This is a genomic window from Actinoplanes derwentensis, from assembly GCF_900104725.1.
Taxonomy (GTDB): domain Bacteria; phylum Actinomycetota; class Actinomycetes; order Mycobacteriales; family Micromonosporaceae; genus Actinoplanes; species Actinoplanes derwentensis.
Genome location: NZ_LT629758.1, coordinates 3,717,580 through 3,732,585, shown reverse-complemented (window position 1 = coordinate 3,732,585; position 15,006 = coordinate 3,717,580). Strand labels below are relative to the sequence as shown.

16 protein-coding genes are annotated in these 15,006 nt (G+C 70.6%); 7 read left to right on the top strand and 9 right to left on the bottom strand.

What is annotated here, in order from left to right; all coding sequences use genetic code 11:
- Positions 1-49: 49 nt before the first annotated feature.
- Entirely contained in the window at positions 50-1,138 is a 1,089-nt protein-coding gene (locus tag BLU81_RS51535) for an alpha/beta fold hydrolase (protein WP_269461053.1), read from the top strand.
- Between the two features lie 7 nt (positions 1,139-1,145).
- The gene (locus tag BLU81_RS16465) at positions 1,146-1,526 is read left to right on the top strand and encodes a PNPOx family protein (RefSeq protein ID WP_092545479.1); all 381 of its coding nucleotides are present in this window, start codon (positions 1,146-1,148) and stop codon (positions 1,524-1,526) included.
- A gap of 147 nt (positions 1,527-1,673) precedes the next feature.
- On the opposite strand, the gene BLU81_RS16460 is transcribed toward BLU81_RS16465, so the two are convergent.
- Positions 1,674-2,090 carry a cupin domain-containing protein gene (locus BLU81_RS16460; protein ID WP_092557186.1) on the bottom strand — a complete coding sequence of 139 codons (417 nt, stop codon included), beginning with the start codon at positions 2,088-2,090 and terminating at the stop codon, positions 1,674-1,676.
- A gap of 8 nt (positions 2,091-2,098) precedes the next feature.
- Positions 2,099-3,493: an FAD-binding oxidoreductase gene (locus BLU81_RS16455; protein WP_157751625.1), complete on the bottom strand. Its 1,395-nt coding sequence runs from the start codon at positions 3,491-3,493 to the stop codon at positions 2,099-2,101.
- Positions 3,494-3,601: 108 nt separating this feature from the next.
- On the opposite strand from BLU81_RS16455, the gene BLU81_RS16450 reads away from it, so the two are divergent.
- Positions 3,602-4,945 carry an SMI1/KNR4 family protein gene (locus BLU81_RS16450; protein WP_092545477.1) on the top strand — a complete coding sequence of 448 codons (1,344 nt, stop codon included), beginning with the start codon at positions 3,602-3,604 and terminating at the stop codon, positions 4,943-4,945.
- Here BLU81_RS16450 and BLU81_RS16445 read toward each other — a convergent pair.
- Positions 4,942-5,244, bottom strand: coding sequence for a hypothetical protein (locus BLU81_RS16445; protein ID WP_157751624.1), 303 nt, complete (start codon positions 5,242-5,244; stop codon positions 4,942-4,944). The two genes, BLU81_RS16450 and BLU81_RS16445, sit on opposite strands and share 4 nt — an antisense overlap.
- Before the next feature lie 68 nt (positions 5,245-5,312).
- On the opposite strand from BLU81_RS16445, the gene BLU81_RS16440 reads away from it, so the two are divergent.
- The 4 genes from BLU81_RS16440 (at position 5,313) to BLU81_RS16425 (ending at position 8,365) form a co-directional block, all read left to right on the top strand.
- Entirely contained in the window at positions 5,313-6,110 is a 798-nt protein-coding gene (locus tag BLU81_RS16440) for an N-acyl homoserine lactonase family protein (RefSeq protein WP_197686244.1), read from the top strand.
- A gap of 79 nt (positions 6,111-6,189) precedes the next feature.
- Complete coding sequence (locus BLU81_RS16435) at positions 6,190-6,546, top strand: cupin domain-containing protein (protein WP_092545476.1); 357 nt, start codon at positions 6,190-6,192, stop codon at positions 6,544-6,546.
- Between the two features lie 14 nt (positions 6,547-6,560).
- On the top strand, positions 6,561-7,493 hold the full coding sequence (locus tag BLU81_RS16430) for a PDR/VanB family oxidoreductase (RefSeq protein WP_092545475.1): 933 nt from the start codon (positions 6,561-6,563) through the stop codon (positions 7,491-7,493).
- 317 nt (positions 7,494-7,810) lie between these two features.
- Positions 7,811-8,365, top strand: a complete 555-nt coding sequence (locus BLU81_RS16425) for a GNAT family N-acetyltransferase (protein WP_092545474.1) — start codon at positions 7,811-7,813, stop codon at positions 8,363-8,365.
- 2 nt (positions 8,366-8,367) lie between these two features.
- Here the strand turns inward: BLU81_RS16425 and BLU81_RS16420 are convergent, their stop codons facing one another.
- The 6 genes from BLU81_RS16420 to BLU81_RS16395 all read right to left on the bottom strand — a co-directional run bounded on the left by BLU81_RS16420 (position 8,368) and on the right by BLU81_RS16395 (position 14,996).
- Positions 8,368-8,739, bottom strand: a complete 372-nt coding sequence (locus BLU81_RS16420) for a YybH family protein (RefSeq protein WP_197686243.1) — start codon at positions 8,737-8,739, stop codon at positions 8,368-8,370.
- 287 nt (positions 8,740-9,026) lie between these two features.
- On the bottom strand, positions 9,027-9,794 hold the full coding sequence (locus BLU81_RS16415; RefSeq protein WP_092557180.1) for a sulfite exporter TauE/SafE family protein: 768 nt from the start codon (positions 9,792-9,794) through the stop codon (positions 9,027-9,029).
- A 63-nt stretch (positions 9,795-9,857) separates the two neighbouring features.
- Positions 9,858-11,984 (bottom strand): amidohydrolase, encoded by a 2,127-nt coding sequence (locus tag BLU81_RS16410; RefSeq protein ID WP_092545473.1) that lies wholly within the window; start codon positions 11,982-11,984, stop codon positions 9,858-9,860.
- A 139-nt stretch (positions 11,985-12,123) separates the two neighbouring features.
- Entirely contained in the window at positions 12,124-13,590 is a 1,467-nt protein-coding gene (locus tag BLU81_RS16405) for a gamma-glutamyltransferase (protein ID WP_092545472.1), read from the bottom strand.
- Positions 13,590-14,225: a cyclase family protein gene (locus BLU81_RS16400; RefSeq protein WP_197686242.1), complete on the bottom strand. Its 636-nt coding sequence runs from the start codon at positions 14,223-14,225 to the stop codon at positions 13,590-13,592. Before BLU81_RS16400 ends, BLU81_RS16405 begins: the two co-directional genes overlap by 1 nt.
- Positions 14,226-14,240: 15 nt before the next feature.
- Positions 14,241-14,996 carry a creatininase family protein gene (locus BLU81_RS16395; RefSeq protein WP_092545471.1) on the bottom strand — a complete coding sequence of 252 codons (756 nt, stop codon included), beginning with the start codon at positions 14,994-14,996 and terminating at the stop codon, positions 14,241-14,243.
- Between the last annotated feature and the right edge of the window lie 10 nt (positions 14,997-15,006).

Here is a 15,006-nt window from a genome sequence, read left to right as displayed (position 1 = left end):
TATAGCCGCCCGGACCGCGGCGCTCCGGCGGCCCGGCGACAATGGTCCGGTGACGGTAGAGCCGCGGTTCGCCCGTACCGAGGACGGGGTTTCGATCGGTTATCAGATCCTCGGGCAGGGGCCGCCACTGGTGTGGATGCCGTCGCTGAGCAACATCACTGCTCAGTGGCGGATTCCGGCACTGCGGGCCGCCTACACCGGGCTGGCCCGGAAGGTGACGCTGATCCTGTACGACGGTCGCGGCACCGGCATCTCCGACCGCCGGATCGACCTCGGTGACCTGGGTGTCGACGCGCACCTGCGGGATCTGCGGGCGGTCCTGGACCACGTGGGTGTGCAACGGCCGTCGCTGCTCGGGTACTACCACTCGGTGGCGACGGCGATCGCGTTCGCGGCCCGGGAACCGGAGCGGGTGCGGCGGCTGGTCCTGTTCGGCGGGTCACCGCAGCTGCGGGAGGCGATGCTGCCGGCGCAGACCCAGGCACTGTTGTCCCTGGTCGAGCAGGACTGGGACCTGTTCGCGGATGCCGCCGCGACGGCCTGGCTGGGCTGGGACTCGGCGGCGTCCGGGCGGTGGACGGCGGAGGCGTTCCGGACCGCGACCAGCCCGGCGGCGGCGAAAGCGTGGTTCGAGGCGGCCGGGCACATCGACGTCACCGGCGAACTGTCCCGGGTGCGGGCTCCGGCGCTCGTCCTGCACCGGCAGGGTGAGCAGCGGATTCCGGTGGAGGTGTTCCAGCGGCTCACCGCCGGGTTGCCGGACGGGCGGCTCGTCGAACTGCCCGGTGCCACGCCGACGCTGTTCATCGAGGATCCGGCGGCCGACATCGCACTGGTCACCGGGTTCGTCACCAGCGGGCGCGTGGGCCAGCCCGAGCCGGGAACCGGGCGCATGGGACGGTCCGCGCCGAGAACCGGGCTCACCGCCCGGGAGGGTGAGGTCTTGCGGCTGCTCGCGACCGGGGACTCCAATGCGGAGATCGGGCGCGAGCTCGGCATCACCGTACACACGGTGGAACGTCATCTCTCCGCGATCTACCGCAAGATCGGTGCCCGGAGCCGCAGCGACGCGATCCGGATTTCCGTCATCGCGCGTGACGGATCACCGGGACGTTTCCCGGCCGCCGGTACCGGATGATCGGGGCATGACCTCGTCACCGTTCGTTCGTGCCACCACGCCCGCCGTCCGGTTCCTCGCCGGGCGCCGTGGCCTGCCGATCTGGGGAGTGATCCACCATCGCGGCCGGAAGACCGGTCGTGACCTGGCCGTTCCGATCGCGGTGACGGTCGCCCCGGACGGCTTCGTGATCAACCTGCCGTGGGGCGCAGGCACCAACTGGGTGCGCAACGTGCTGGCCGCTGGTGTTTGTGTGCTGCGCTGGAAAGGGCTCGACTACCGGCTCGATCAGCCACGGATCCTCGACGCGGCGGCCGCCCGGCCCTACTACGGCAGCACCGCGTGGAAGTTCGCGCAGCGGTTCTTCCCGGCCGACGCCTGGCTGCTGCTCCACCATGCCGGGCGTTGAGTGATCCGCCCGGTGTTCGCATTCGGCCCGGCGGCCGCGAGTCGGCCCGGTGGATCGCCGGCCTCGCGGGGACGAGACGGGGCTTCCTCGCGTGTGGGGGAGGTGATCGGCGTATCCGCGAAGTCGTTTGGCCCGGGGTTTTTGGGTCTAGATCATGGTGAAGTCGGTGAACTCGAAGCCGGGGGAGACCACGCAGCTGACCAGGACCGGCTGGTCGGCGGCGGGTTCGGCGGCCTGCCAGACGCCGGCCGGGATCAGCGCCTGCGGCTGGTCCGGGCCGAGCAGTACCTCGTCGCCGGGGCCGGGAGTGTCGCCGCTGCCGCCGCGGCGCAGCAGCAGCGGGCCGCCGGAATGCCAGAACCACAGCTCGGCGCTGCGGACCACGTGCCACGCCGACTCCTCGCCCGGTTGCAGCAGGAACAGGATCGCGGTGGCGGAGTGGCGCGGGCCGGGGTAGCCGTCGGGCTGGAACATGATCGGGGAGCGCCAGGTCTCCCGGTACCAGCCGCCTTCCGGGTGCGGTTGCAGGTCGTGGCGTTCGGCTAGCTCGGGTCGCTGCGGCATGGTCCCGATCATAGGAACCGGCCGGCCGGGTCGACAGTGGCGCGGATCCGTTCCAGGCGGGCGGCGTTGCGGCCGTGGTAGCGGACCGGGTCCACCGGGCCGGGCTCCCGGTAGTTGACGTAGCGGCCGGCCGACCACGGCAACATCGCGTGATGGCCGGCGTCGATCCAGGTGTAGGCGTCGGCGACCGGCACGGCGCCGGCGGTGGCCGGTTCGACCAGCCACTGCAACATGGAGTGCGCGCCGTGCCACCCGAATGCGGTCGAACCCGGTGTGACCCGCGCCGGCGCCCCGGTCAGCCGTTTCAGCTTCGCCAGGCCCGGAAGCTTCGCGGCGGCCCGGCGTTGCAGCACGGCCAGCAACGCGGTGACCGCGGTGGACGGCAACGGCCGGGCGAAGATCTCACTGCCGGTCAGGTGGGTCGCGCGGGCCTTCGGCGTGCCGGCCGGCGATGGGTGACCGATCGTCGCGGAGACCGGATCCCGGCCGACACTCCTGGTCAGAGCGGTGACCTCGGCGTGGGCGTCGCCGTCGAGGACGGACCCGTGCAGACGCACGGACAGAGCGCCGGTACGGTCCGACTCCAGCAGACAGGCCGACCACGCGTTGTCCGGTGCCGCCGAGATCCGGGCCAGCCAGCCCGCCACCACCAGCGCCGCGTCCGCCCACGGGTAGACCAGGGTGAACGTTCCGGCCGTCGCCGCCGGGTGAGTCCGCAGCCGCCACGACGTGACCACCCCGAACCGGCCGCCGCCACCGCCGCGCAGCGCCCAGAACAGGTCGGTGTCCCGTTGCGCGTCCACGGTCCGGGACTTACCGTCCGCGGTCACCACCTCGGCGGAGACCACGTTGTCGCTGGTCAGGCCGTAGGCCGCGGACGCCACCCCGATGCCGCCGCCGCAGGTCAGCCCGGAGATCCCGACCGAACCGCACGACCCGGCCGGCACCGAGACACCGTGTGCGGCCAGGCCGGAGCCGACATCGAGCAGGGTCGCACCGCCGCCGATCGTGGCGGTTGCGGTGGCCGCGTCGAAACCGACGGTCCTCAGTGGGCGCAGGTCGAGGACCAGGCCGGTGGACGAGGTGGACGCGCCGACGTACGAGTGCCCGCCGCCGCGCGGCACGATCGGCAGCCCGAACCGGTTCGCGAAGGCCACCGCCGCGACCACGTCGGCCTGGTTCGCGCAGCGCACGACTGCGGGCGGCCGGATCGGATCGAACCTCGGCGAGAACAGCTGTCGTGCCTGGTCGTAGCCGGAAGTGCCGGGCCGCTCCACGGTTCCGGCGAGACCGGCGGCGAGAGCCTGCCAGTCGGCGTCCGCCGGATCGTAGGAGCGCGGGGACCGGGGTGGCAGCACCCCGATCAGACCGGCACTGAGCAGGGCACGACGGGACAAGACCATACAAAACCCTGACATGCCCGGTACGGGGTGAGTCCGCTATCGATCAGGAAAGCCCCGTCCGGTGCACGGGGCAGACGCCCGGCCGTACCGGAGTCCATAATCCCCGGCATGTCCCTGCACGACTTCGCGACCTGGAAACCGCTGCTGGAGCTCCTGCACGCGGCGAACCCGGCCGCCTTCGACACGCCGGGCGGTCACCTGTCCGGCCGGATCGGGCGAGACGGTTCCCGGAGTCTGTCCCTGCCCCCGCCGGTCGTCCGGGAACCCCGCCGGGCCGTGCAGGTCGAGGACATGCGCGCCGAGTTCGCGGCGATCGCCCGGGTGACGAGTGCGCTCGACGGCGACAGTGTCACGTTCGTGGCCGAGATGCCGTCACCCGGACGGGTGGTGCTGCACCTGATCGCGCCGAACCCCGCCGTGGAGGGCGGGCTGCGGCCCTACCCGGCGTCGCTGCTGCTCGTCGACGGGGCGGTGCCGGAACCGTGGCGACGGCTGCCGGAGACCTACCCGGGCGTCGGGCCGTCGGCGTCGGCGGATCCCGGGCTGCTCGGGCGCACGCTGCGGGCGAAGCTTCCGGACGCGGTTCCCGCCACCGAGACGGCGATCGCCGAGACCGAGACCCGGCTCGGGATCACCCTGCCCGAGGAGCTGAAAGCCGTCTACCGGGTGACCCGCGCGATCTGGTCCGACTGGGAGTCCTCCGACCTCTACGATCGCGCCATCCGGTTCAACCTGGCCTGTCTCGACGAGCTCTACCTCGGGGACGCGGCGTCCCGCCCCTGCGAATGGCGGTTCGGCGCCTGGGAAGCGGTCTCCACCCCACCCGGCGCGGCCGTGCAGGGCCTCATCGGCTCACCCGGCTGGCTCGTCATCGGCGAGAACGGCGGCGGCGACCGGATCGTCCTCGACCTCACCCCCGGCCCGGCCGGTCACCTCGGTCAGATCATCCTGCTCAGCCACGAGGAGTACGCCGGGGCCACCCTGCTCGCCGACTCCCTGACCGAGTTGATCATCCGCGGTTTCCAGCCGGTCCGTGCCGACTCGACGCCGGAAGACCCGCCGCTGGTCGCCACCGTCGGCAGTGTTGCCGGTGCCGAATCCGTGGCCAGCTCCCGCCTCGAGGTGCTGCACCTCGGGTTCTGGGACGGCGAACCCTTTAACCTGATCCCGGTCACCGCCTCGCCGCGGCTGCGGACCCTGACCGCTCACCCCGGCTCGCTCGCCGACCCGCGATCACTGGCGGCTCTCACCGGCCTGGAGTTCCTGGAACTGTCCGCCGCCGACTGGCGGATCCTCCTCGACGCCGGAGCCGTCCCCGCCGGTCTGCTGGCCGCGGGGATCGAGGTGGCGGGGCGGCCGAATCCGTTGCCGATCATCGACGTCGCCAACCGGATTCTGGCGCTGTGGAACCGCCCGCTGATCACCCGTCACATCATCGAGGGTTTCCTCTAGACGGTGTGGCGGTCGGAGGCCGCGTAGGCGGCGGCCGCGGTGAGTGCCGCGACGGCCAGCACCGACGGCCAGGCGCCGATGCGCTTGGCGAGCGGGTGTGACAGGGCGAACGCCCCCACGTAGGTGGCGACCAGCGCGCCGGTGGTGGCGGGCCCGACCGTCCGATGCCACTCCCGGCCGGCGGCGATCCCACCCGCGACCAGGACGGCCCCACCGAGGGGGCGGACACCGGTGCGGCGGGCGACCTGCCATCCACCGATCAGAGATCCAGCGGTGATCACCGCAGTCGGTACACGCATGCCATGAATTTACACGGCTTCCAGAGGGATCCATATGAAGTAAGCTGGGATCCAATCTTGGAGGTCGTGTGGCCGTCAGTCGCATCATCGCTCTCACTCTGGGCTGGGAAGACCTGCCGAAATCCGCATCCGTGCACGGAGCCTCCCGCACCGAGCGGGTCCGCGAGCCCGTCCCCGGCCTGCTCCTGGAGACCGGCGAGGGCTGGCTCCTTCTGGACACCGGGTTCAACACGGCGCTGCTCCGCGACCCGGCGCTGCGGCGGCGCTTCTACCCCAGCCCCAACTATCAGCCGGAGCTGCCCGGTCCGGGTGAGCCACTGGAGGAGGCGCTGGATGCGGTGGGGGTCGCCCTGACCGATATCACCGCAGTCGCCCTCAGTCACCTGCACGTCGACCATGCCGGTGGGCTCAAGCATTTCGCCGGCCGGGTGCCGGTGCACGTCCAGAGAGCCGAGCTGGACTACGGCCTGTCCAGCCATCCCGAGCCGGAGCGCTACTCGATGGCCCGGATCGACTACGACGACCCCCGCATCGACTGGCGGCTGGCCGAGGGGGACGTGGAGATCGCCCCCGGCGTGACGGCTCTGCTGACGGCCGGGCACACCCCGGGTCACCAGAGTTTCGTGGTCGATCTGGAGGGTGGCGGCGGTTACGTCTTCGCCTGCGACGCCGCCGACCTGACCGAGAACATCACCGATGAGCAGGCGATCGGCTCGTTCCTCCAGGTGACTCCGGAGCGGACCGTCGCCCAGATCCGCCGTCTGAAGGACATCGGGGCCCGTCGCGGTTATCCGGTGATCCCCGGGCACGACCCGATCGCCTGGCCGGCCTTGACGGCGGAACTGGCGGATCGCTTCAAGGCCTGACCTATGGCGCTCGACCGGATCCAGACATAAACTTCTTGGATCCAATCCATTCAACTTCGGACACGATAGGAGCGGGGTCATGACTGCTGTCAACCGACCGGTGGAGGCGACCGACCTCAAGGAGTCGCTGCTGGGGCAGCCGAGCGCCGAGCCGCTCAGTGGCGAGATCCCGGTGCGCAGCCGGCTCGACTTCGCCACCGAGGACCGGCGTGTCGTCTCCGGTGTCTGGGAGTCCGAGCCGGGCACCTCACGCTGGGAGTTCCTGACCCGCGGCGAGATCATCCACGTCGTCGCCGGTCGCATGACCGTCACCGAGGACGGCGGCGAGCCCGTCGAGGTGACCGCCGGCACGACCGCGTATTTCCCGATCGGCTGGCAGGGCGAGTGGACCGTCATCGAACGGCTCCGCAAGGTCTTCGTGGTCTACAAGCCTTGACGGGGGAGCGGGACATGCGAGAGCTGATGGTGCGCGGCCTGGTCCTGGAGGCCGACGACGTGCTGACTGTCGACCTGGTCGACCCGGCCGGTGCGGTTCTGCCCGACTGGGCCCCCGGTGCGCACGTCGACCTGGTGGTGAGCGACGGCTCGGTTCGTCAGTATTCGCTGTGCGGCGTTCCCGGCGGTGAGTCCCTGACGATCGCGGTGCGGCACGATCCGGCGGGCAAGGGCGGCTCCGGCTGGGTGCACCGCACGGTGCGGCCGGGCGACCGGGTCACCATGCGCGGCGTCAAGAACCATTTCGCGCTGGAGGACGCGCCGGAGGTCGTCCTGATCGCCGGGGGTGTCGGCATCACCCCACTGCTGCCGATGGCCGAGGAACTGGCGCGGGGCTCTCGGGCGTGGCGGCTGGCCTATGTCGGGCGTAAGGCTGCCACGATGCCGTTCGTGGGGCGGGTGCGGGCGCTCGGTTCGCCCGCGGCGATCCACGAGACGGCGGTGTCCGGCCGCCCGTCGATGGGCGACCTTCTGGCCGGCGTGACATCGGAGACGCTGGTTTATGTCTGCGGCCCCGCCTCACTGATCGAAGCCGTCGAGAAGACCCTGGAAGCCGAGGGCCGGGGCGACTGCCTGCGCGCCGAGTATTTCGAGGCTCCCGAGCTGGAGGTGGCAGAGCCCGGCTCGTTCACGCTGCGACTGGAGAAATCAGGCCTGGAGCTGGCGGTGCCCGCCGGGCGCAGTGCCCTCGAAGTGGTCACCGAGGCCGGCATCGACGTGCTCAGCGACTGCGAGGAAGGCATCTGCGGCACGTGCGACACCCGGGTGCTCGCGGGCGAGGTCGACCATCGCGACCACGTGCTGACCCGCTCGGAGAAGGCCGCCAACAATTGCATGATGCTCTGCGTCTCACGGGCCGCCGGGCCACGCCTGGTGATCGATCTGTGACGGAGTCGTTTGCGGCTTCCCGTTGCCTCTGAACGGCCGTTCGAAGCTTTTCCGTCGCCTTTGAACGGCGGATCGGCCCGTTTTTGATCTTCAGGAGTGGGTGCTCGCGAAGTCGGTCGGTTTCGGGAGCCTGGTGCTCCCGGAAACGGGTCGGCTTGGGGGCGGTGTTTCCGAGAGCCGGGCGGCTACAGAGGGCTGATGCTCCCGGAACCCGGTCGGTTTCGGTAGCCGGTGCTCACAAGGGTCGGTCGGCTTTGGGGGACCGGTGCTCACTAAAGTCGGTCGGCTTCGAGGGCCGGTGTGACTATGGTCGGGCGATGCCCGAGCTGAAGCTGCTGCATGCCGATCACGCCCCGGCGGTCCTGGCTTTCGAGCTGGCGAACCGGGCCTACTTCGCGGCTTCGGTTTCCGACCGCGGCGACGACTATTTCGACCGGTTCACCGACCGGTATCACGCCCTGCTGGCCGAGCAGGAGGCCGGCATCTGTGCCTTCTACGTGCTCATCGACGGCGACGGCCAGGTGCTCGGCCGGTTCAATCTGTACGACATCGCTGATCACCGCACCGACATCGCCGGCGAGGGTGCTGACATCGTCGGTCGCCGTGCCGACATCGTTGAGCGTCGCGCTGACCTCGGCTACCGGGTCGCGGAACATGCCGCCGGACGTGGTGTGGCGACCGCGGCAGTCCTGGAGTTGTGCGAGTCGGCGGAGACCCGGCACGGCTTGCACACGCTGCGGGCCGCCACTGCGCACCGCAATGTCGCGTCTCAGAAAGTGCTGACCAAAGCCGGGTTCATTGCTGTCGGCCCGGCCGACCCGGCCGAACTCGGAGGTCAGCCGGGCACCTGGTACCAGCGTTCGCTCAGGTAGTTCTACCGGCTCAAGTGCTCGTGCAGCATCTTCCAGGTGCCGTCGCGCTTGACGATGACGTTGGTGCCGCGACCCGCTCCGGAAGCCGGCTCACCGCCTACGGTGCCGCTCCAGCGGAAGCGGTAGCGACACACGGCCAGCTCATCGGCGACCGCGACCCACTCCAGCCCTTCGATCGTGTAGACCTCGTCGAGGATGGTGGCGAAGGTCTTCTCGACGGCAGCTCTGATCGCGTCGATGCCTTGGTGTGAGCCGTCGCTGAACCAGTAGGTCCCGTCCTCGGCGATCAACGGTGCCAGCTCGCCGAAGTCATGCCGATTGGTCGCCTGCTCATACCACGACATGAACGCCGCGAGTCTCGTGACCAGGTCCATCGCGACCGCCCCTCCGGCATGCCTGCCCTGTCCTGCCTACTCACCGCGTCGTGCCCGCCGTCTCCGCCCGCTGCGTCGTGGCCGCGGTCTCCGCCCGCCGCATTGTGCCAGACGTTCGTGCCAAGCGCTGGTGCCAGACGTTCGTGCCAGACGCCCGTGTCAGACATTGGTGCTAAGCGCTGGTGCCAGACGTTCGTGCCAGACGCCCGTGTCAGACATTGGTGCTAAGCGCTGGTGCCAGACATTTGTGCCAGACGTTTGCGGTCGCGGGCCGGGTGGCGGTGCTATCAGTTGGTAGTCGCGCGGATGAACAGGTAGACCCCGACAGCTACGCCGAACGTCACGATCACCGCGCGCAACGCGTTCGCCGGGAGTTTACGGGCCACTCGGGCGCCCAGATAGCCGCCGACCACGGTGGCCGGGGCGATCACCGCTACCGCGGCCCAGTTCACCGGGCCGAAAACGCTGTACACCAGAATCGTCACCACACCGATCAATGCGGACAGCAGGTTCTTGAGGGCGCTGACCCTGGCCAGCGTCTCGTCCAGTACCAGCGCCAGACCGGCCACCAGCAGCACCCCGAGGGCCGCGTTGAAATAGCCGCCGTACAGCGCGCACAAGAACACCGCCGTGTGCAACATCAGCGTCGCCCGTTTCGGGGAGACCTCCTGCGGATGCCCGACGAGCCCGCGCAACCGTTTCTGAAAAGCGAGCGTCAACGCCGCCCCGACAACCAGGAACGGCACCACGAAATCGAATACCCGCCGGGGCGTGTTCAGCAGCAGCACACATCCGCACAATGCCCCGAACAGTGCGGTCGGCAGCACCCGCAACACCCGCCGGCCTTGACCGGCCAGGTCAGCCCGGCTGCCGACGACACTCGCGGCATATCCGGGTGCCACCGACAACGCGTTGCTCACATTGGCGGCCACCGGCGGCATCCCGATGGCCAGCATGCTCGGAAACGTGATCAGCGACCCGCCGCCGGCGATAGCGTTCACCATTCCCGCAGCCAGCCCGGCAATCAGCAGCAGAGCCGCTTCACCCCAGCCCATCATTCCCACTTCCCATTCCCATTCCAAACCCCAGCGACGGTACGTCCAACGCCCACTCCCACGTCACCCACCCGCCACGTCACCCACCGTCCCCAGAACAGCCCGCCCACTGACAGCCCATCCCCAAACCCGCCGCCCCGGCGAAACCCACCCACCAGCAACCGTCCCAGCGCCACTCATCCCCGTCGCGGCGCCCTGAGAGGCAACCTGCTCAGGAACGACAGACCCGACATCGACCAACATGGAATCGGCCGCCGCGGGATCTACCGCCGCGCGATCGACTCGCTCGGGACCCGCCCGCTCGGGATCGGCTGGCTCGGGATCGGCTGGCTGGGTGGTGGGCTGGGTGGTGGTGGTCTGCTGGAAGTCGGGCCGTTCGAAGACCAGGCGGCCGTTGACCATGGTTGCCGTCACGGTCAGGGAACGCAGGGTGTCCGGGTCGGGCGTGAGCGGGTCGCCGGTCAGGAACGCCAGGTCGGCGGGGTCGCCGGGGCGGAGCCGACCGGTGCCGGGGCCGCCGGTGATCCGGGCCGCGCCGGTGGTGAACAGTTCCAGGGCTTCGGGCGCGGTGATCGCCTGCTCCGGGCCGAGTGGTGTCTCGCGCCCGCGGACGTGCCGGGTTCGGGCCTGCCACATGCCGTGCAGCGGTGCCATCGGCGGTCCGGGACCGTCCGAGCCGCCGCCCACCTCGACTCCGGCGTCCAGCCAGGACCGCAGTGGATTGGCGGCGGCCGCACGGTCCTCACCGAGCCGGTCGATCAGCCCGAGCCCGAAGTCCCATTGGAGCGCCGGATGCGCCGACACCCGCACGCCCAGATCCCGGGCACGGCGCATCGCGTCCGGACTCGGCCCCAGATAGGCGTGGATCAGGTGGAATCCCAGTCCCGCGACAGGTGTCACCGCGTCGACTTCACCGAGCACGTCCAGCACCAGGTCGATCGCGGCGTCCCCGACCGCGTGCACCCCTGCTCCACGCCCGGCCAGCGCCGCTTCCCGGCAATGCGCGAGCACGACTTCCCTGCTCAGCGTCTGATTCCCGTGGTAGTCGGAATGCTCGACGACCCCGCAGGAAACCGGCTCGCTGTAGGCAGGGTCCACCGGGCCAGGTTCTGCGGCTGAGGGTTGGGAAGGGCCGACACCCAAGGGCTCCACGACACCGGAGGAAGGGGTAGCGGAGGAAGGGGTAAGCGTCGATGTGGGCAGCGGCGCCGGTTCGGCTGGTGACGGGCCTGCGGCCGGGGTCGGCTCGGGAGACGCCGGTGGGGTGGGGTGAGTGGGCCACGGTGTGGAGAGCAGAGCTGTGCCGAGGGAGCCGCCGCCGTCCAGGAAGAGTTTGGTGGGGCCTCGTACCAGCAGATGGGGGTCTGCGGTTTCCAGGCCGCACGTCTCGGCGGCCCGGTCCAGGTCCGCGAACGTGGTGGTCTCCGAACCGAGCGGCATCGCCGTCACCCGGAGCTGGAGGGTGCCGGCGCGGGCCGCGTCCGCGTAGGCGGACAGTTCGGCCGTGGACACCGCCGGGTCCATCGCGGTGGTGATGCCGTGGGCGAGGAGTTCCCGCTGGCCGTTTTCGATCCAGCGGTGGTGGTCGGCGCCGGACGGCGGTGGGATGACGGCCCGGGCCAGTGCGACCGCCGGATGTTCGACGAGCAGGCCGGTCGGTTCGCCGTTCGGGTCGCGGTCGATGCGCCCGCCCGGCGGGTCGGGAGTGGCCGAGGTGATACCGGCCCGGTGCAGTGCGGTCGTGTTGACCAGGGCGTCATGGCCGCGCCGGTCCAGCAGGACGCCGCGGCCGGGGGCGGCTGTCTCCAGTTCGGCGGCGGTGGGCAGGCGGTTCTCGGCCAGGTCCCACGGGTCCAGGTCGTCGTCGGCTTCGATCCAGCCGTCGCCGGGGTTCGCGAGGGCGTGCGCGCGGATACGCTGCTGCACTTCGGCGATCGAGGTGGCGCCGGTCAGGGACACCCGGGATGCCCGTCGTCCGGCCCAGAGCAGATGCACGTGGCTGTCGACGAAACCGGGGATGATCGTGCCGGACACGGTGACCTCGGGTGTTCCGGCCGGAACCGCCGCGCGCGCGTCTGCGGGGCTGCCGGTGGCGGCTATCCGGCCGTTCACGATCGCGACCGCGGTGACGCGGGGCCGGACCGGGTCCAGGGTGATCACGTCGCCGATGATTACCAGCTCACCACTCATTGCCGGGCCTCCGGGGGGATCGCGATCGGGGAAGTGCTGACGGGAGCGGGAGAACGAGGCCCGGATCCGGCCCGGCCGCTGGCCTCGAGGGGCATGAGGCCAGTGCGCCGGACCAGATCCGGACGTCAGGGGGTGTTGCTCAGTAGACGGCGGCCAGCCCGTCGGCCCGGGGATCACTGGCCGCGGACAGGATGCCCGCTGCCAGCCGGGCCACCTGGATGTGGCCGGCGTCGTCGTGTGGGCCGGCCGTGGTCTCGACGGCCAGGTCCAGCGCCGAAGCGGTGCTGGTCAGCGTCGCCGCATCGGGGGTGCCGGGTTCCAGGAGCAGGGTGGGGACGTCCCGGTCGATCTCGCGGGCACCGATGATCCACCGCGGCCGGGCCAGCACCCCGGACAGATCGTCAGTGCTCAGGACGTCGCCGGCCACCTGGGCGAGGATCCACGCCTGGGAGCGGCCACCCTGACAGCCCAGGGCCACCACCGTGTCACCGGAGACGGCGACCGTGGGGCAGAGGGTGTGCGGTGGCCGTACACCGGGGGCGATTCTTCCGGGGTGTGCCGGGTCGAGGCTGAACGACGAGCCACGGTTGTGCAGGACGACGCCGGTGTCGGGTTCGAGCAGGCCGGAGCCGAAGCTCTGGAAGACGCTCTGGATCAGGGTGACCGCGGTGCCGGACGAGTCGACCGTGGTGACCGCCACCGTGTCGCCGGCCGGTTTGACGAGGTCGGCGGGTGTGAAGTCGGCGGTGGTCCGGAGCAGCAGGCCGTCCAGGTCGATCGGGCCGGTGCGGGGGTCGCCGAGCAGGGCGTCGCGGGCCAGTTGAGCCCGGCGCGCGTCGGCCAGCAGCGCTGATGAACCCGCGATGGCGAGGAAGGTGGCTCCCTGGACGGGCGGCGGGGCGGCGTACCAGGAAACACCCTCCGCAACCGACGCCAACGGTGACGTGATCTCGGCCTGGTGGGCGGCGAAATCGCCGACCGTGAGCGGGCTGCCCAGCCGGTTGAGGCCGGCGACCAGGCGATGACCGAGGTGACCGCGGTAGAAGGACCGCCAGTTGCGGCCGATGCTGTCGAGGGTTTCGGCCAGCGCCGGCTGGTACAGCGTCGTCACCGGTTCGCCGGCGTCGTCGAGCAGCAGCGCGGACAGGCCGGGGTCGGCGCGGACACCGTCGATCCGGCCCAGGATCGCCCGGTGCAGGCCGGGACTGACCGCCACACCGCCGGTGGCCAGGGACCGGGCCGGCGCGAGCAGGTCGGCGAGCGGCAGGCTGGCGCCGAGGGCGTGCAGCGCGGCCCAGCCGGCGACCACTCCGGGCACGGTGACGGTCTGCGCCCCGCCGAACGGCATGCGCGGCCCGGCAGCACGCAGCGCGTCCACGTCGACGGCTGCCGCGGCGGCGCCGATGGAGAGCACGGCTTGCGGTTCGCCGCCGGCCGGGCGGACGACGGCGACCAGGTCACCCCCGACAGAGCATTGATGGGGGTACGCCACCGTGAGCGCCGCCGCGGCCGCCAGCGCCGCGTCGAGTGCGTTCCCGCCGCTCTCGATCACGGCGTGTGCGGCCTCGACCGCTGCCGGGTGCGGCGCCGCGACCGCGACGGCCATCAGGCGTCTCGCTTGATCAGGATGGCCCGGGCGAACGAGCCGTCCGAGTCGACCAGTTTCGCCGGCAGGCAGACCAGTTCGTAGAAGCCGGGCGGCACCCCGTCCAGGTCGGCGTTCTCCAGGATGATCAGGCCGGCGCCGAGCAGCACGTGGTGGGCGTCCCAGGTCTCGGTCCGGGTGTGGCTCTCGATCGTCAGGTAGTCGATGCCGATCAGCTCGACACCTTCGGCGATCAGCCACTGCGCGGCCTCGGGTGACAGCCCGACCCAGGACGGCGCCCGGTCGACCTCTTTCAACGGTCCCGCCGAGTTCGAGGTCTTGAGCAGGACACGCTTGTGCCCGGCCACCCCGGCGGCCGTGAGGTCGTCGACGGTGATGTCACCGGTGACGGCGGTCAGGTCGGCGACGATGGCCGGGCCGACCAGGGAGTGCAGGTCGAGTTTGTCGACGGGGGTGGCGCCGTCGACGAAGTGGGCGGGGGCGTCCACGTGGGTGCCGGTGTGGGCGCCGAGCCGCCAGCGGGTCACGTTGGACGCGTCACCGTTGGCGAGGGACTCGACGATCTCCACCTCGGGTTTGCGGCCCCAGTGCAGCATCTCCGGGTGGATCGGGAGGGTGATGTCGAAGATCTCCACGGGGAGGTCCTTTCCTTAAAGAGGCCGGTGGGCGGAGGACGGCCAGGGTTCGCGGACGGCGGTGGCGACGGCGTTCGCGGTGGTGCGGACGCAGCGTTCGAATTCGGACTTGCCGTGTTCGGGGTTGGCGGTGGCGACGTCGCGGCCCCACACGCCGGTCTCGCTGACCTGGTCCATCCGGTAGTCCCAGAACGAGTCGACGTCGACGTGCGAGGTGGCCCGGTCCATCCGGACCAGGTCGGGCCGCAGGTGCAGCATGACCGAGGTCTCGAAGAAGTTGGCGTGCATCAGGCCGCGGCCGTACTGCACGTGGCCGTCGACTTCGGGACCGGGGTACATGGTGACGTAACCGATCGCGCGGATGCGGGAGTCCTTGTGCCGTACCCGCAGCTTCTCGGCCGACACGTCTAGTGCCCCGTTGTTCCAGATGTGCCCGTTGAGCAGCACGAACTGGCGGATGCCGCTGGCATGCAGCGAGTCGATCACGTCTTCGACCATGGCGATCAGGGTTTCCGGCCGCAGCGCGATGGTGCCGGCGAAGTCGCCGTGCGAGCCGGAGACGCCGTAGCTCAGCGGCGGGATCGTCGGCACACCGGTGATCCGGGAGACCTCTTCGGCGACGGCCTGGCAGATCACGGTGTCGACGTTGAGCGGCAGGTGCGGGCCGTGCTGTTCGATCGCGCCGACCGGGATGATCACCGCGTCGGTGCGTTCGGTGGCCTCCCCGGCCTCCTGCCAGGTCATCTCTTCCCAGCGTTGCGGATTGCTCATTTCGTCTCCT